15 protein-coding genes are annotated in these 16,618 nt (G+C 55.4%); 8 read left to right on the top strand and 7 right to left on the bottom strand.

The features are described from left to right. Positions 1–49: 49 nt before the first annotated feature. Positions 50–1,651, bottom strand: coding sequence for a methionine--tRNA ligase (gene metG, locus JTM80_RS10365; RefSeq protein WP_205371129.1), 1,602 nt, complete (start codon positions 1,649–1,651; stop codon positions 50–52). Positions 1,652–2,046: 395 nt separating this feature from the next. Between metG and JTM80_RS10360 the strand changes: the two genes are divergently transcribed. Further along, entirely contained in the window at positions 2,047–2,487 is a 441-nt protein-coding gene (locus JTM80_RS10360) for a VOC family protein (protein ID WP_172358182.1), read from the top strand. 30 nt (positions 2,488–2,517) lie between these two features. On the opposite strand, the gene JTM80_RS10355 is transcribed toward JTM80_RS10360, so the two are convergent. Beyond that, on the bottom strand, positions 2,518–3,075 hold the full coding sequence (locus JTM80_RS10355) for a glutathione S-transferase family protein (protein ID WP_172358183.1): 558 nt from the start codon (positions 3,073–3,075) through the stop codon (positions 2,518–2,520). Positions 3,076–3,275: 200 nt separating this feature from the next. Continuing rightward, complete coding sequence (locus JTM80_RS10350; RefSeq protein WP_172358184.1) at positions 3,276–3,638, bottom strand: cupin domain-containing protein; 363 nt, start codon at positions 3,636–3,638, stop codon at positions 3,276–3,278. A 148-nt stretch (positions 3,639–3,786) separates the two neighbouring features. Between JTM80_RS10350 and hemL the strand changes: the two genes are divergently transcribed. Both hemL and JTM80_RS10340 read left to right on the top strand, forming a co-directional pair. Then, positions 3,787–5,088 (top strand): glutamate-1-semialdehyde 2,1-aminomutase, encoded by a 1,302-nt coding sequence (hemL, locus tag JTM80_RS10345; protein ID WP_172358185.1) that lies wholly within the window; start codon positions 3,787–3,789, stop codon positions 5,086–5,088. A gap of 344 nt (positions 5,089–5,432) precedes the next feature. Beyond that, a complete protein-coding gene (locus JTM80_RS10340; protein ID WP_205371128.1) occupies positions 5,433–5,825 on the top strand; it encodes an SH3 domain-containing protein in 393 nt (130 codons plus the stop codon). A gap of 7 nt (positions 5,826–5,832) precedes the next feature. Here the strand turns inward: JTM80_RS10340 and JTM80_RS10335 are convergent, their stop codons facing one another. Then, entirely contained in the window at positions 5,833–6,687 is an 855-nt protein-coding gene (locus JTM80_RS10335) for a TIGR02281 family clan AA aspartic protease (protein WP_172358187.1), read from the bottom strand. Between the two features lie 221 nt (positions 6,688–6,908). Next, positions 6,909–8,033 (bottom strand): site-2 protease family protein, encoded by a 1,125-nt coding sequence (locus JTM80_RS10330; protein WP_172358188.1) that lies wholly within the window; start codon positions 8,031–8,033, stop codon positions 6,909–6,911. A 348-nt stretch (positions 8,034–8,381) separates the two neighbouring features. On the opposite strand from JTM80_RS10330, the gene JTM80_RS10325 reads away from it, so the two are divergent. From JTM80_RS10325 to JTM80_RS10305, 5 genes are all read left to right on the top strand, one after another. After that, the gene (locus JTM80_RS10325; protein ID WP_172358189.1) at positions 8,382–9,035 is read left to right on the top strand and encodes an HAD hydrolase-like protein; all 654 of its coding nucleotides are present in this window, start codon (positions 8,382–8,384) and stop codon (positions 9,033–9,035) included. Positions 9,036–9,042: 7 nt separating this feature from the next. Continuing rightward, the gene (locus tag JTM80_RS10320; protein ID WP_172358190.1) at positions 9,043–10,677 is read left to right on the top strand and encodes an ATP-dependent DNA ligase; all 1,635 of its coding nucleotides are present in this window, start codon (positions 9,043–9,045) and stop codon (positions 10,675–10,677) included. Between the two features lie 293 nt (positions 10,678–10,970). Next, the gene (locus JTM80_RS10315; RefSeq protein WP_205371127.1) at positions 10,971–12,911 is read left to right on the top strand and encodes an ATP-binding protein; all 1,941 of its coding nucleotides are present in this window, start codon (positions 10,971–10,973) and stop codon (positions 12,909–12,911) included. Positions 12,912–12,997: 86 nt separating this feature from the next. Further along, positions 12,998–13,702, top strand: coding sequence for a gamma-glutamyl-gamma-aminobutyrate hydrolase family protein (locus JTM80_RS10310; protein ID WP_172358192.1), 705 nt, complete (start codon positions 12,998–13,000; stop codon positions 13,700–13,702). Positions 13,703–13,758: 56 nt separating this feature from the next. Continuing rightward, positions 13,759–14,532 carry a glucose 1-dehydrogenase gene (locus JTM80_RS10305; protein WP_172358193.1) on the top strand — a complete coding sequence of 258 codons (774 nt, stop codon included), beginning with the start codon at positions 13,759–13,761 and terminating at the stop codon, positions 14,530–14,532. Between the two features lie 198 nt (positions 14,533–14,730). On the opposite strand, the gene JTM80_RS10300 is transcribed toward JTM80_RS10305, so the two are convergent. Both JTM80_RS10300 and rpsJ read right to left on the bottom strand, forming a co-directional pair. Continuing rightward, on the bottom strand, positions 14,731–16,044 hold the full coding sequence (locus JTM80_RS10300; RefSeq protein WP_205369863.1) for an NF041680 family putative transposase: 1,314 nt from the start codon (positions 16,042–16,044) through the stop codon (positions 14,731–14,733). Between the two features lie 221 nt (positions 16,045–16,265). After that, positions 16,266–16,583, bottom strand: coding sequence for a 30S ribosomal protein S10 (gene rpsJ, locus JTM80_RS10295; protein ID WP_068507455.1), 318 nt, complete (start codon positions 16,581–16,583; stop codon positions 16,266–16,268). Between the last annotated feature and the right edge of the window lie 35 nt (positions 16,584–16,618).

Genomic DNA, 16,618 nt, shown 5'->3' with positions numbered 1-16,618 from the left:
CAGATCGAACCAGGCGAATTGAATCGAGTCAACGGTCTTCAGGAAGCTATTAGGAGGCTATCGGAAGCTCTAGACGCTGAAACACAGGCTGCGGCGCAGCGAGCGACTGTCCCGACGGCAGAGTGCCCCAGCGGGTGTGAGCCGAAAATGGGATCGAAGCCGCGATGAACGCCTCATCCAGTTGGTTAAAGTCCACCGCGTAGCCCAACTGCTGATAAATTCGACTACTCAAGTTGGGCACGATAGGCGACAGCAAATAGGCAGAGAGTCGAACCGTTTCAAGAACGGTGTAGATGACCCGCTCAGCGGCAGATTGATTGCCCTGCTTGAAAAGCGTCCAGGGTGCCTGCTCGTCTACGTACTTGTTGCTGGCACGCACGACAGACAGCACCGCATTACAGGCTTGGTCAAAGGCCAGGGTTTCGTAAGCTTGAGTGACGGCTTCCCCCAGGTCTTTTCCAATTGCTTTAAGGGATTCGTCGAGCAACGGGCGATCGCCCCCTCCTCCCGGAACCTTCCCCCCACAGTTCTTATGGGCAAGCTTCAAAACACGGTTCAGCAGGTTGCCCAAATCGTTTGCCAGGTCAGCATTCAGGATATTGACAAACCGAGTTTCGCTGAAATCGCCATCGCGACCAAACTCAATTTCTTTGAGGAAATAGTAGCGAATCGCATCGGAATTGTAGCGCTGAACCAAATCAAACGGATCGATGATATTACCGAGACTCTTGCTCATTTTTTGACCATCTTTGGTCAAGAAGCCGTGCCCGAATACTCGCTCTGGCAGGGGCAATCCTGCGGACATCAGCATGGCTGGCCAATAGACCGCATGAAACCGCAGGATATCTTTACCAATTAGATGTAGGCTGGCGGGCCACCATACCGCATTTGCCAGCGTCGGCTCCTGGTCTGGCTCGACCGAGGCCGTCACATAGTTCAGCAGCGCGTCAAACCAGACGTAGATGGTATGGTCGGGATCAACGGGCAGCGGAATGCCCCAGGCCAGGTTGACGCGAGAAATGGAGAAATCCTGTAATCCCTGGCTGACAAAGCTCAGCACCTCATTGCGGCGGCTTTCGGGCTGAATAAAGTCGGGCTGAGATTCGTAGAGCCTTTCCAGCGCGTCCTGATATTTTGACAGGCGGAAAAAATAGTTCTTTTCGTCGCGCCACTCGACCTGTTTATTGGGATGCAGCGGACAGTGCTTCTCCGGCAGCAGATCGCGCTCTTCTTTGAACTCTTCGCAGGAGACGCAGTACCAACCCTGCTGCTGCCCCAGATAAATATCGCCCGCATCCCACACCCGCTGAAAAAACTCTTTGACGATCGCTTCATGTCGGGGAGCAGTGGTGCGGATAAAGCGGTCGTACTGGATATTGAAGCGTTTCCAGAGCGCAGCGAACCCGGCAGCAATTTCGTCGCAATGAGCCTGGGGCGATCGCCCCAACGCCTCAGCCGTCCGCTGGATTTTCTGACCATGCTCATCCGTGCCCGTCACCATCAGCACCGAGTCACCCTTTAGACGATGGAACCGCGCCAGGACATCTGCGGCGATCGTAGTGTAAGCGCTCCCAATATGGGGCAGATCGTTTACGTAGTAGATCGGCGTAGTAACAACAAATTTGTTTTTTTCTTTAGAAAAAGAGGTCATGTATAGAATCCAAATTCCCAAAAACCGTAGCACTGAATCACAACGCTTGAACTGGCTAAATTTATCGCTCAGCCGTTTATCAGAATCACGGTTCGAGGAGATAGTGATTGTAATAATCTAAACCGTCCTCTAACAAGGCGGCGCAGAAAACCCGAATTATTGCGAAATCGATTATCGATGAAACACGGCCAAACACATTGCATCAAATTTTTACAAATATACAGTCTATCCATAGGCTAGCATTTTGGACTCATTTTTTGCGGTGTCTGAACCCAGGCAGCCAGCAGCGCTAGAGGGCGTTGGACGATCTTGTTGAAGAGATAGCTTTGATCCACAAAAGCACCCAGGAACGCTATTTTGAGAAAAAGTCGTCCTGAAGACCTTGAGCAACCGCTATGTCCAAAACCCTGCCTCCGTCTGCGCTCCGACGAGTTCATCATGTCGCATTAAATGTTCACAGCATGGAGGCATCCCGACACTTCTACGGCACGATTTTAGGACTCCGTGAACTGCAAGGCAGCGACATTCCGGCTACGCTGATCGACCTAGTGGCGGCAGGCAAAGTGGCGAACTTCGTCACACCAGACGGCACGGTAATCGACCTGTTTTATGAACCCGATTTATCGCCGCCCAACCCTGATCCTCAGCGACAGTTTACCCGCGCAAATCACCTGGCCTTTGACATTGCGCCAGAGTTGTTTGATGAAGCGGTCGCTGTGCTGCGCGACAACGGAGTGCCCATCGACCACGGCCCCGTCTCTCGCCCAACGGGTCGCGGAATTTATTGCTATGACCCAGACGGATTTATGGTCGAAATCCGCTGCGACCCGCAGTAGGAATCGGCAAGGTCAGGGCCAACAGCGGCACTACCCCCGCCCCATAATCGTGCGCTGGAATGGGGGGCGATCGCCCAAACGCTTGAGATAAGCGGCGATCGCCGGATAGTCGGCATAGTCTTGCTTCAGCATCAGCGTGGCATAGCCCAGAATGGACCCCACAGCAATGTCGGCGGCCGTAAGGCGATCGCCCACCAGCCACTCCCGCGTAGCAAGCTGGCTCTCCAACCCGCTGAGCAGGCGCGGCGTTTCGGCATCGCGCACCGTTTCTACAAACAGCCCCGTGCTAAGTGTGGAATTGGCAAACAGCACCCACTGCGCCACCCAGGCCCGCTGCTCTGCCGTCAGCCCGGTATCGTGCCGATCGGACAGATAGAGCAAAATCGCGCCCGACTCCCACAGTACAAAGCCATCCTCCACAATCGCCGGTACTTTGCCAAAGGGGTTGATGGCAAGATAGGTCGGCTGGCGATGTTCCCCGGCCTGCATATCCAGCTGCACAAACTCGTAGGGCAGCCCCAACTCTTCTAGATACCACTTGACAATCGAAGCGCGGCTGCGGGCCCCGCCATAGAGTTTCAAAGCCATAGAGTTCACCGATAAACGTAAGTTCAGCGCAATCCAGTTGGGTATAACGTGTCTCCAAGACCGATAACCACGGACTGAAGACTTCTGGCAACTGGCAACATTGTATAAAGGCTGGGCGGTGTAAATGCTGGGCAGTATTCAAAGACTAGGCATTCAAAGACTAGGCAGCAAAACCGGGCAGCGCTATATCACTCAAACAATTACTCAAACACGATCTCGTCTTCAACCCGCCAGGCCGGATCGACAATACAGAGAAACACCAGTGCCTCCGAGCCGATATTGCGAATAAACTGCCGCGCATTAGGCGGAATATAGACCGCATCGCCCGGTTCGACTCGCTGCACCTCGTCGCCAATGTGCATTTCCCCCACGCCGCTGAGGATGTAATACACCTCCGAAGTTCGCAGCGCGTGGGGCGTGGAGGTATCGCCGGGGGCAACGGTGGCGTGGGCCAGGCTGTAGCGCAGATCGACGGGCTGCTTGTCGGGATGCAGCAGTTCTCGCAGCAACGTGCGATCGCCCGCGATAAACGCCTCACAGCTCATCAGCTTCCGAACCAGCATCTCATCACCTCAACGCCTGTCTTGAACTTTAACCCTACTCCACTACGTAGGATAATGAAATGTGCAGTGCGCCAAACGCCTCTCCTCCTCAAGCCAACCGGCGCAATCCCCTACAACATCCGTCCATAACGATACACAGGAGAAACCCTTGACCAGTACGACCAGCTTAAAAACAACCCGTTCAGAAGAAATCTTTGCCGCTGCCCAAAAGCTCATGCCTGGCGGGGTAAATTCGCCAGTTCGCGCCTTTAAGTCCGTCGGCGGTCAACCCCTTGTGATCGATCGTGTTAAAGATGCCTACATGTGGGACGTAGACGGCAACCGCTACATCGACTACATCGGCACCTGGGGGCCAGCCATCTGCGGTCATGCCCATCCCGAAGTCATCAAAGCCATCCAGGAAGCCGCCGAAAAGGGCACTAGCTTTGGCGCGCCCTGCTACCTAGAAAACGTGCTAGCCGAAATGGTGATTGACGCGGTGCCCAGCATCGAAATGGTACGCTTTGTCAACTCTGGCACCGAAGCCTGCATGGCCGTGCTGCGGCTAATGCGAGCCTTCACCGGCCGCGAAAAGGTGATCAAGTTCGAGGGCTGCTATCACGGCCACGCCGATATGTTCCTGGTCAAAGCAGGTTCCGGTGTGGCCACGCTGGGTCTGCCTGACTCGCCCGGCGTGCCCAAGTCCACCACTGCAAATACACTCACCGCTCCGTTTAACGATCTGGAAGCCGTAAAAGCCCTGTTTGCCGAAAATCCGGGTGAAATCGCCGGAGTAATTTTGGAACCCGTCGTCGGCAATGCAGGCTTCATTCCCCCAGACGCAGGCTTTTTGGCGGGGCTGCGAGAAATCACCCGCGAACATGGCGCACTGCTGACGTTTGACGAAGTGATGACGGGCTTCCGCATTTCCTACGGCGGCGCACAGCAGAAGTTCGGCATTACGCCCGACCTGACCACCCTGGGCAAAGTCATTGGCGGCGGGCTGCCTGTGGGCGCATATGGCGGCCGGCGCGACATCATGCAAATGGTCGCCCCGGCCGGCCCGATGTATCAGGCAGGCACGCTGTCGGGCAACCCGCTAGCCATGACGGCAGGCATCAAGACGCTAGAACTGCTTCAGCGTCCGGGCACCTACGAATACCTAGAGCGCATCACCAAGAAACTATCCGACGGCCTGCTTCAGGCAGCAAAAGACACGGGACACGCGGCCTGCGGTGGCTCCATCAGCGCCATGTTTGGCTTCTTCTTTACCGCTGGCCCGGTGCATAACTACGAAGATGCCAAAAAGTCTGACCTGCAAAAGTTTGGTCGCTTCCACCGGGGAATGCTGGAGCAGGGCGTATACCTGGCTCCGTCCCAGTTCGAGGCTGGCTTTACGTCTCTGGCCCATTCCGACGAAGACATCGACCAGACGATTCAGGCTGCCCGCACGGTGATGAGTTCGCTCTAGCCTTCGGTCGCAGTTTACGCAGCAACACATTCCTCTCGCAGGGGCGATAACTTGGGGCGGGGTCGCTCGGAAAGTTCCGACCGAGCCTCGACTCGAAGCATCGCCCCTGATCATTTGCAGTGGCTACCATCTAAGCGACTGGTTAAGCGACTGGCCCAGTGGATAGGCCATGAAGCGGCCACCTGTTGCCCTCCGGAACTCCCCAAAACCCTGAGGCGCAGACTTTTCCGTAGATCCTCGACCCCATGCTTTACCCTCCGCAATCATTTCCGTAGTCCAACGCTACTGGCCTGCTGTCCAGCCACATAGATTGGAACGGATGTGATGAAGCATAACGTCGAGCTATGAAACACACATTCTGGGTCGCATCCAGTCTGCTGCTTTCTACCCTGCTTCCCTCTATGCCTTTAGCACCAAAAGCTGCAAATGCAGATTTATCTGACAAACAAGCAGCAGAAGAGAGATGTGTGAGTTTTTTGCCAGGAACAGGAAGTACAGGCGGCTTTCTAACTGGCCGCGATCTTGGTTCTCGTATAAACGTTCGTGCTGGTGCTGGAACCCACCATCTAGTAAGGCATCAGGGTCGTATTGGAGATGAAATTGATCAGCTATTGGATTGGGGAGTAGCTCCAGATGGTTCTTGCTGGTTCAAAGTACGCTTGACTCGTTCGGGGATTGTCGGCTGGGTCAGGAGTGATTTCGTTGAGCTGATTCCCGGCCCCCTCGACAATCTCTAAAGTGCCACTATCGGGCGCGGAACTCGACTTCATCCTGGCGGATGACGACATCGTGGTTGCCGAAAAAGTCGTGGCCCAGAAGGCCGATGGTGAGGTCTGGGCCGGCGATCGCCACTGACACGTTCCTCGCCACCAGGCCGCCTGCCTCCATCGAGTCGATGGTGCTGGTGGGAAACGTGACGTTTCGGGCATTGGCGGTATTAGCCGTGGCTGTACCTGTCGGGCGCAGGTTCAGGGCCGCCGCCATGCGCTGCGTGATTAGCGTACCGCTGGCTCCCGTATCCAGGATCATCTCAAACGTCGGCCCGCCGTTGAACGTCACGCGGATCACGGGCGTTCCCCCGGCGCGGCGCACAATCGGCGTGCGGAAGCTGGCGGAGGCCGGAGGCGAATCGGCGATCGCCGCGCTGGTTTGGGGTTCTGGAGATTGGCTGGCGCTGGGCGAGTTGGGGGGATCGCTCACCGGACTTTGAGCCAACGCAGGGGGAGCGTTGTTGCCACCTGTCGAGCGGGGCGACGGTGAGGCTCTCAAAATCACGCTGGCATCGGCTCCGGGTCCGCGGCTGGCCTGCTGCTGGGCGATCGCCAAATTGCGGCGATAGTCTCCCAGTTTGCTCTGGGCGCTGGCGTGGTTGGGGCTGGTGGTAGGAACCTGCTGCATCAGTTGGATCGCCTGCTGCCAGCGGCTCACGGCCAGTCGCCAATCGTCCTGAGACTGGGCCGCTTGGCTGATATTGGCCGCATTCGCTGCCTGCTCCAGCGCCTGGGGATAGGGGTCAATGGGGGGTTGGGCAGCAGGAGCGGGGGATGCAGCGGGCACAGGGGTAGGAGGGGCGATCGCCACGGGTTCTGGACTGGGCATAGGCTCCACCGAGTTGCCTGCGATGGAAGCACAGCCTGCACTCAATCCGGCTACGGCCAATCCCCAACCTATCAATCGAAGTCGTTGCCAAAAGGATTGGGAACAGTGCTGGGGCGGACGATAAAATTTCTGCATGGTTTTACGACCCATGTAATGCAAAATATCTCTGCAAGGCATCTCTGCAAGGCACTCCCGAAGCCCTTATCTCAATCATCCCCAAATTAGGCAGGCTGAGCTTCAGATTTCTTTTGAAGCGCCATCAAAATCGACGACTTTTCCAGCAGCCCCAGCACCGAACCATCTTCCGGTTTCACCACCGCCAGCGCGGGAACCTGCTCGCTCAGCAGGTCGATGACTTCCAGCAGCGGCGCAGTCGCGGGCACTGTCTGAACTCCTTCAGCAGCCTTCACCAACGACTGCACCGACACATCCCACCAGTCGTTGGTAGGCACTTGCTTCATATCATCCACCCAGATTTCGCCTGCCAGCTTACCCGCTTCATCTGTGACCAGATATTTTTTCCAACTCACCGGATTGCCGATGATGTGATTGTTTGCAAACTCGCGCAGAGAGCTTTGGGCCGGCACAATCGGGCTATTGGGAATGACTGCATCAGCAGCGGTCAAGCCGCTCATGAGTTCTTGCACGCTGGCTGCCTGCGCCGATCGCCCCGCATTTTGCAGCAAGAAAAAGCCCACCAGCAGCGTCCACACGCTGCCAATATTCGTCAGCCCCAGCGTCGCTGCCAGCCCCAGCCCAATCCCCAGCCAGCCAAACACCTGACCGACACGGCTGGCAAAGGCCAGACCCCGATAGGGTTTGCCCGTAATCTTCCAGACAATCGCCTTCAGCACGTTGCCCCCATCCAGCGGCAGCCCCGGAATCATGTTGAAAATGGCCAGAGCCAGGTTCACATAGGACAGCAGCGCCACCATCGCCGCCAGCGGCCCAGTAATACCGCTGAAGCTGCCGATGGCGTGCAGCACGCCAAACAGAAACAGGCTCACCAGGGGCCCGGCGATCGCCACTCGAAACGACTCACCCGGCGTTTTCGATTCTTCGCCCAGGCTAGCCAGCCCGCCAAAGATAAACAGCGTGATGGATTTTACCTCCGTGCCCTGGCGCAGCGCCACCCAGCTATGCCCCAATTCATGGGCCAGCACTGACGCAAACAGCAGGAGCGCCGTCACCAGCCCCAGCACCCAGGCCAGCGGCCCCAGTTGGGGAAACTGATAGCTCAGCCAGCTTCCGTCGTTCCACGTCACCAGCGCCAGCACCAAAAACCAGGACGGGTTGATGTAAAAAGGAATGCCAAAAAGACTGCCGACTCGCAGGTTATTTTCCATCGTGCATCACCGTATGTAATAAGGACCTAGTTGATGAGGGCTAATGAGTTGATGAGGGCTAATGAGGGCTTATGAATCTGCGGTTTTGCCTCTCTGTTTTGACGCTCTAGAGTTTTGACTCTCTAGAGATTTAACCTTGCCATCGGGCGATCGCTCACCCCGCAGCTTATGATGAAGGTTCAGTTTCTAGTTTAAGTTGCTGTTAAACTCACGCAGATCTCGCTCAGATCTGCCCAAGCTTTTGCTTAAACTTCTAATCTATCCCGGTTTACTGCGATCCTAGCGACAGATTGCCCGACCATTCACCCATCTCAGGCGGTAATATCCACCCCTCCCGATTCGGCTCTTGTGAAAACCATCCTGTTTGATTTCGATGGCACCATTGCAGATTCCTTCGATGCGGTGCTGCAAATTACCAATCGACTCGCCCGCGAATTTGGCTACGAACCTGCCAGCCCCAGCGAGATCAAGCGGCTGCAAAACCTGAGTTCGCGAGAAATCATTCGCCAGTCCAACATCCCCATGTTTCGGCTGCCGCTGCTGCTGCGCCGCCTAAAGTTGGAAATGAGCCAGGAAATTAACCATCTCCAGCCCATCGCCGGAATTCAGGCAGCGCTAGTGCTGCTCCAGCAGCAGGGACATCGCCTGGGCATTGTTACGTCCAACACAGCCGATAACGTCGTCGCCTTTTTGCGAAATCATCAAATGGAAGGACTGTTTGATTACATTCAGCCGGGTGTCGCGCTGTTTGGCAAAGGGCGCAGCATCCGCCGCATTGCTCGCCAACATCAGATTGATCCGGCTTCGCTGGTGTATGTGGGCGACGAGACGCGGGATATTGAGGCGGCCCAGGCGATCGCCATTCCAGTTATTGCCGTGGGCTGGGGCTTCAATTCCACTGCTGCGCTGGCCGCCTGCCACCCCGATGCCCTGGTGCAGGAGCCGGGGGAACTGGTAACGGCGATCGCCCAGCTTGACCGGCAAGAATCGCAAACGCCATAATCCGTGGATGCAGCGGTTTACCCAGCTATTTCAGGAAATTGACGCAACGACCTCGACCAACGCCAAGGTTGCTGCGCTACGGCGATATCTGCGCGAAGAAAATGCCGCAAATTCCGTCTGGGCGCTGTACCTGCTGCTGGGTAAAACGCGCAAGCGGCTGATCACCTCGCGGGTGCTGCGGGATATTTTCCTGCAAATTTCCGACATTCCCGAATGGCTGTTTGAAGACTGCTACGCGCAGGTCGGCGACTCGGCTGAGGTGATTGCGCTGCTGATGCAAAGCCACGCCACTCTGCAATTAGCGACACCAACGACACCCCTGGCCCAGACGGCTGAGAACCTGCCCCTGCACCTGTGGATGGAGGAGATCATTCCTCAAGCAAAGCAGGTCGAGTCGGAAGAAGACCTAAAAGACCTGGTAGTGTCGTGGTGGGCAGCCCTGACTCCGGCGGGCGTGTTTGTGCTGAACAAGGTGCTGACGGGCGCGTTTCGCATGGGCATGTCCGAGAAGCTGGTGATTCGGGCGATCGCCCAGGAGTTTAACATTCCCGAACCCGTGATGGCACATCGGCTGATGGGCGACTTTGAGCCGACAGTCGAGTTTTTTCAACACCTGACGCAGATTGAAGCCGCAGAAGCGCTCAGTTCGCCGACACGCCCCTATCCGTTTTTCCTGGCATCGCCGCTAGAAGAAGACCGATTCGCCACGGAAGACTTTTCGCGCTGGTGGGCCGAGTGGAAATGGGACGGCATCCGGGCGCAAATTATCCGCCGTGCAGGACAGGTCTTCATCTGGTCACGCGGCGAAGATTTAGTCACCGATCAGTTTCCTGAACTGGCATCCTATTTTCTAACGCTACCCGACGGACTGGTGTTCGACGGTGAAATCCTGTGCTGGGCGAATGGTCAGCCCCTTGGCTTCAACCATTTACAAAAGCGACTGGGACGAAAGCGCGTCACGCAAAAGATAATGCAGGAGAACCCGGTTCACTTCATCGCCTACGACCTGCTGGAATGCAACGGTGAAGACATTCGCGAAAAAGAACTGGGCGATCGCCGCACCCTATTAGAATCTGTCTTGCAAGCTGCCGATCCAACTTTTGTCACACTATCCAGCAGCCTATCGTTCAGTTCAATAGATGAATTGCGATCGCTCCGGGAACGCTCTCGCGAATGTGGTGCAGAGGGATTGGTGCTGAAGTCGGCGAACAGCCCCTACCTGGTTGGGCGAAAGCGCGGCTACTGGTGGAAATACAAAGTAGAACCTATGACGCTGGATGCGGTGCTGATCTACGCCCAAGCGGGCAGCGGCAAGCGGGCAAACCTGTTTACCGACTACACCTTTGCCCTGTGGCACGAGGGAACGCTGGTCTCCTTTGCGAAAGCCTATTCTGGGTTGGACAACGCCGAAATCGAAGCCCTCGACAAGTGGATTCGCAAGCACACGATCGAAAAGTTTGGACCCGTGCGATCGGTCGAACCTGTGCAGGTGTTCGAGATTGGCTTTGAAGGCATCCTCCGCTCCACTCGCCACAAATCGGGCATTGCTGTCCGCTTTCCCCGCATTCTGCGCTGGCGCACCGACAAGCCCGCCGCCGAAGCCGACACGCTAGAAGCCGCGTTTAAGCTGCTAGAGCGGTAGGGGAATCAGTGCAGAAACCCAGATTCAGTTCATAAGCCCCTTACATTTCCTCCGAATTTTCACTTGGACAACTCGCAGAAGATTTGCCATGCTGAGAGGTTAGAAGGCGCAGTCCATTAGACTTTGGCGTTCGGGGCGCAGGCAGCACATTTTGCTGAGCAGGTACATTAGACACGATACTTCAACGAAGACAGTCCTACAATAAGCCTTTGGGCAAAATTTCAACAAAATTGGGGTGCTGCGAGACTCGAGTAAACAATCCGACCCATCAACGCTTACAACGCTTATTTGGAATGGCTCTTTTACAACCTCCGGAGCGAACTGCGGCCAGCACCTTTTTGAGAGAATCCTCCCAAGTTACCGACCAGATCGGTAATGCCTTTGTGCTGAATTTGTATACGCGGGTTCGTGAAATTGAGGCGCTAGCCCGCGCGATGTCCACGATGGCAGAAACGCTACCGACCGTAGAATCCCTGATGCAGCAGGTGATCCCGCCGCTGTTGAATTTTCAAAATGACGGGGCGATCGCCGGTGGTGGGGTCTGGTTCGAGCCGTATGCCTTCGCGGGCGATCGCGAGCGCCAGAGCTTCTTTTGGGGACGTGATGCCGATGGGCGGCTCCAGTTTTTCGATGACTATAACCAGTGCGAGGTGGGCTATCACCAGGAAGCATGGTACTTCGCAGGGAAGTATGCCAAGCCTGGGCAGTGCGTCTGGAGCAAAGCCTACATGGACCCCCACTCTGGCGAACTGATGATTACCTGCACTGCCCCGGCCTATCGCCAGGGCGCTTTTTTAGGCGTGGTGACGGTTGATCTCAAGCTAGAAGGGCTGCAAGAGACCGTCAATCTGTGGCAGAAAAAGACAGGCGGCTACATTATCGTGCTGGACTATGGCAATCAGTTTATTGCCTTCCCCAAGCCAGATTGGGTGAAAAAAACGCAGACTCACGCCAGCGGAAAAGCCGTCGAAACGTTTATCACCTTGCAGGAAATGGTCGAGAAAAAACCGCTCTTCTTGCCACTCCTCAAGGCAGCGCAACTGGCAGATGAACAGACTTTTCAACCACTTCAAAGTCTGCCCACTTTGCCAAATGCGACGATGCCCATGCTGAGCGCTGAAAGTAAAGAAATCAGCCCCGAAGATGAGCAGCGGTTGGCAACGATTTTGACGATATCAAATAGCAGCGATCGCACGGATTATCTCCAGCAAAAGTTTGAGCTAGAGCAAGATGAACTGCTGCAAGAAATGGCGATCGCCTCGCTGTTTCAAGTTCCCAAAGTCTACTGGAAGGTGTTTATCGTCAAGCCCCGCTCAGAGATCGCCATCGCCACCCATAGCCTGATTCAGACTGATAAGATGGCCACGCTGGGTCAAATGGTGGCAGGTGTCGCCCATGAGGTAAACAATCCCCTCAATTTCGTCGTGGGGAACCTCAGCCATGCCAGCGCCCAAACCGAAGACTTGCTCAGCATTCTGCGGCTTTATCAGAAACACTATCCAGAGCCAGCAGCAGAGATTCAGCAGGCGATCGCCAGCGTCGATTTAGACTTTATTGCAGAAGACCTGCCGAAGCTGATTCGATCCATGAAAATGGGGGGCGATCGCGCTTTAGAAATCACCCAGCAGCTTCGCAACTTTTCTCGCATGGATGAGTCTGTTCGGCGGGCTACAAATCTGGTTCAAGAACTAGAAAATACTCTGGTTATTCTCGGTCATCGATTCAAGCCAAAGCGCGATCGCCCGCCGATTCAATTAATCAAAGAATATCAGGCAATTCCTGAAATCGAGTGCTATCCAGGACTGCTCAATCAGGTGTTTATGAATCTGCTGGTGAACGCGATTGATGCGCTTGAAGAGGGCATCCATTCTAAACAAGTCACCTATTCTAAACAAGTCATCTATTCTAAACACAGCAGTCCAGCACATGATTTTTGTCCCACCATTTGGATGCAGGTGAGTTTAGCCAACGACACCGACGTGCAGATTGATATTTCTGACAATGGCCCTGGCATCTCGCCCGAACGACAGGCCCGCCTGTTTGAGCCGTTTTTTACCACCAAGCCCACGGGCAAGGGTACTGGGCTGGGGCTGGCCATTTGCCGTCAAATCGTCGAGCAGCGCCACAGGGGCACTCTGACCTGTCAATCGACCCCATTTCAAAAAACAACGTTTACCGTGAGGCTGCCGCTTGCTATGATGCCCAAATCCTCCCCAGAGTCCTCGTCGATCTAGCCCATGCTGATGGCTCGGCATTGACGGATAGAGCGTATCTGCCATATCTATCAAGTGTATCTACCCACTGTGCGTTTCCTGACCGAATGCGATCGCCCCTGATTGGAATCACCACCTACAGCCGCAGCGAAGCAGGCGAGTTTACCCTGCCTGCCACCTACGTCGATGCCGTGCAGCTTGCGGGCGGGTTTCCCGTGCTGCTGCCGCCCGTCCAAGCCGACCCGACCGCGCTATTAGACACTCTGGATGGGCTAATTTTTTCTGGCGGCGGCGATATCGACCCCAGCGCCTATGGCGGCGAACCGCACCACACGATTTACCTGGTAGACGAGGAGCGCGACGAGTTCGAGCTGGCTTTGGCAAAGGCAGCTTTGACCGCGAACGTACCGACGCTGGGTATCTGCCGGGGAATGCAGGTCATCAGTGTCGCCAGTGGAGCCACGCTGATTACCCATGTGCCGGATGTCTATGGCGAGTCGGTCACCCACCGGCTCGATCATCCCCGTCGCCCGGTGCAGCATCCCGCCCAGGTGCAACCCGGCAGCCGCCTGGCCCAGATGCTGGGCACTACGCATCTTACGGTCGTCTCTTGGCATCACCAGGCGATTAAAACCTTGCCGGATTGCTGGCAGACTGTCGCCCACGCTGCCGACGGACTGATTGAAGCGCTAGAGCACAAGCACCATCCGTGGCTGTTCACCGTCCAGTGGCATCCAGAACTGTCGCCCGCCGACCCCAACCACCAGCGATTGTTTCAGTCACTCGTAGAAGCCGCCAGAGCCAAACCATGACCCCGGCTGCAACGCTCAGTATTCTCCTTTTAACCCCTAACCCCTAAATCCTAAACATGCGTCTATCAAATAAAGTTGCCCTGATTACTGGAGCCGGAAGCGGCATCGGGCGCGAGTCTGCGATTCTCTTTGCCAAAGAGGGCGCACAGGTGGCGGTGTGTGATGTAAACCTGGCCACGGCGACGGAAACGGTTAGCCTAATTGAGGCAGCGGGTGGAGAGGCGATCGCCATTCAGGCAGATGTCTCCAAAGCGGCAGACGCAAAGGCGATGATTGAGGCAGCTGAGGCAGCCTACGGCAAGCTAAATGTACTGTTTAACAATGCAGGCATCTTTCACGCGGCAGACGGCTCAGTGCTAGAAACCGAAGAAGACATCTGGGATCTGACCATTGATATCAATCTCAAAGGCGTGTTTCTCGGCTGCAAGTACGGCATTCCAGCGCTGCTGCGGGCTGGCGGCGGCTCAATTATCAACACTGCATCGTTTGTGGCGCTGATGGGCGCAGCAACCGCGCAAATCGCCTACACAGCCAGCAAGGGAGGCGTGTTGTCGATGACGCGAGAAATCTCCGTCGAATTCGCCCGGCAAAACATCCGCGCCAACGCCCTCTGCCCCGGCCCGGTAGAAACGCCGCTGCTGCAAGAGCTACTGGCAGATCCAGCCCGTCGCCAGCGCCGCCTGGTGCATATTCCCCCAGGACGCTTTGCCAAGGCAGTTGAAATGGCGCAGGCGGCCCTCTTCTTGGCCAGCGATGAATCGTCCTTCGTCAACGGCGCGACCTTCACGGTAGATGGCGGCATCACAGCAGCCTACGTGACCCCCGAATAGGTATAGATAGGGACAAAGGTACAGAGACAGGCGGCAAAACACATTGCCTTGCGCCCCTGGGCTTAATCTAGGACACGCTTTGGAACTTTAGTTTGGACTAACTGGCATCACAATAATGCTCAACAGGATGCCATAAAGAATCTGCTCAACCGTTCATAACAGTTGAACTTAAGGAATTGGATACAATCCTGCTCGCAGTTAAGCTGCTGTTGCAACCGGACTGTTCAGGGATTGTTCGGATGTCTTGCGTTTCGAGGCTCGTTTTTTGACCATCGGATAGCAGGGACGAGGAGTTGGCTTGTGCCCCTTGCCTCGTCCTGGCGATTTACCACGAGGTTTAGGCGCAGGAGCAGGGGTGCCAATCGCTGCCAAAATGCCTGCAAACGCTTGTGCGACCCGACCCGGAGTCAACGTTTCTTGCGGTGCCTGCCAGGGCAAGGGGTGGTCAGTACAGTCCTTTCGCGCTAACCACAACTGCCAACTGAGCAACGGCATCAGGCTGCTCCACTGTTCGGTTGCCGATACAGAACTGAACTGGGGATGTGTCCAATATAGCCTCTGCTTGGCAAAGCGATACCAGTGTTCAATGGCAAAGCGACAGAGGTAGTGCAACCACAGGGTTTCTAACGGAGGCATCTGCTCACCCAGCCAAACTAACCACAAAGGAGCCAAGCGTCGCGTGCTGCTCTGTGTCTCCAGCACCTCCACGCGCAACACTTCCATTGCCCGTTTGGGGGATTTGCGGAAATGGTATGCACTCCAACGACTGACCCGCACTCGTCCCCAGTTGGGATCATCGACTTCAACGGTTTCGACCGGGACACTCCAAGTGTCAGGGTCATTGAGTTTCATCTTATGTCCATGCTTGGCAGGTGCGCCTCGCCCTCGATACGCTGGGGGCGCGCCATAGACACATCGATTGGATGTAACCCGCAGCAGCAAGTCTGCCTCAATCCCTGCCGTTTGGTTGACAAAACTGGCATTGCCGTACCCTCGGTCGTAGATCGCCAACGGACGCACCGCTAACTGCCGAGTCACTTGTTTGAGTTGGAATGCCGCTTTACTGGCGGGTGTTTCAAAGCTGGTGATGCGCTCATGCCGCAATGGTAATGCCCAACTGCCCCTGTCTTCAGCAATCCAGGCTAAGGTACTGTAGTTTTGTCCGGCTATCGGGGCATGTCCTGTTCTGCCTGATAAGGTGCGGTCTTTCAAACGCCTGGCAGCAGGACGGTTCCACCGACTCGCATCACCTGCCAACAACGGTTGCTGCTGAGTCGGTATCTGCTGCACCAACAGCTTCAGCACCTTTGATCGGGGTAGGCGGCTATCGCGCAACGCTTCATAGGGGCTCGACCACTGGCGACGAAAGACAGGACTCTGCGATAGCCTCACAAACGACACGATGCACGCACTCACTAACACGGCATCCATCAGATCAAACAGGGCATCTCTGGCGTTTCCCAAGCTGGCATACAACGTTTGGCGAAATTGCTGAAGTTCGTTGAAAATCATGGGGTCAATGTTGGTTGTACTTCATTGACCTTACGGCAGTCGGTGCTTCTCATTGACTGCCTTCCTCTTCACCATTAGTCCAAACTAAAGTTTGGAAAAACCAAATGCAAAAATTTCTGGAAAGCGCTACTAAACACCACTCTCCAGAAATATTTCATAGCTCATTCAAAAAAAAGGCTGTTAATGCGGGGAAGCCCAGTGCTGAGGCTTTGAGCCACACTTTACAGCTTGACCTCGATATCCACGCCTGCTGGCAAATCTAGCTTCATCAGCGCGTCAATTGTCTTGGAGGAAGGCTGATAAATATCGATAATCCGGCGGTGAGTGCGTGTCTCGAAGTGTTCGCGGGAGTCTTTGTCAACGTGGGGCGATCGCAGGACACAATAAATCCGCCGCTTGGTGGGCATTGGAATAGGGCCAATCGCTGTAGCGTTCGTGCGATTTGCCGTTTCCACAATTTTTTCGCAGGAGGTATCCAAAAGACGACGGTCAAACGCCTTTAGGCGAATCCGAATTTTTTGCTGCTGAAGAGTTGCCATCTAAAACTATCCAAATTTCAAGGTTCAGAGTTACG

It is taken from the genome of Thermoleptolyngbya sp. PKUAC-SCTB121 (genome assembly GCF_016919485.1).
GTDB classification, from domain to species: domain Bacteria; phylum Cyanobacteriota; class Cyanobacteriia; order Elainellales; family Elainellaceae; genus Thermoleptolyngbya; species Thermoleptolyngbya sichuanensis.
The sequence above is the reverse complement of the archived record's forward strand: the minus strand, read 5'-3'. Positions and strand labels throughout refer to the sequence as shown.

Bases quoted from the DNA above. Each gene is read 5' to 3' on its own strand.
- metG (WP_205371129.1), bottom strand. From the start codon at position 1,651: ATGACCTCTTTTTCTAAAGAAAAAAACAAATTTGTTGTTACTACGCCG.
- JTM80_RS10360 (WP_172358182.1), top strand. From the start codon at position 2,047: ATGTCCAAAACCCTGCCTCCGTCTGCGCTCCGACGAGTTCATCATGTC.
- JTM80_RS10355 (WP_172358183.1), bottom strand. From the start codon at position 3,075: ATGGCTTTGAAACTCTATGGCGGGGCCCGCAGCCGCGCTTCGATTGTC.
- JTM80_RS10350 (WP_172358184.1), bottom strand. From the start codon at position 3,638: ATGCTGGTTCGGAAGCTGATGAGCTGTGAGGCGTTTATCGCGGGCGAT.
- JTM80_RS10340 (WP_205371128.1), top strand. From the start codon at position 5,433: ATGAAACACACATTCTGGGTCGCATCCAGTCTGCTGCTTTCTACCCTG.
- JTM80_RS10335 (WP_172358187.1), bottom strand. From the start codon at position 6,687: ATGCCCAGTCCAGAACCCGTGGCGATCGCCCCTCCTACCCCTGTGCCC.
- JTM80_RS10330 (WP_172358188.1), bottom strand. From the start codon at position 8,033: ATGGAAAATAACCTGCGAGTCGGCAGTCTTTTTGGCATTCCTTTTTAC.
- JTM80_RS10320 (WP_172358190.1), top strand. From the start codon at position 9,043: ATGCAGCGGTTTACCCAGCTATTTCAGGAAATTGACGCAACGACCTCG.
- JTM80_RS10315 (WP_205371127.1), top strand. From the start codon at position 10,971: ATGGCTCTTTTACAACCTCCGGAGCGAACTGCGGCCAGCACCTTTTTG.
- JTM80_RS10310 (WP_172358192.1), top strand. From the start codon at position 12,998: ATGCGATCGCCCCTGATTGGAATCACCACCTACAGCCGCAGCGAAGCA.
- JTM80_RS10305 (WP_172358193.1), top strand. From the start codon at position 13,759: ATGCGTCTATCAAATAAAGTTGCCCTGATTACTGGAGCCGGAAGCGGC.
- JTM80_RS10300 (WP_205369863.1), bottom strand. From the start codon at position 16,044: ATGATTTTCAACGAACTTCAGCAATTTCGCCAAACGTTGTATGCCAGC.
- rpsJ (WP_068507455.1), bottom strand. From the start codon at position 16,583: ATGGCAACTCTTCAGCAGCAAAAAATTCGGATTCGCCTAAAGGCGTTT.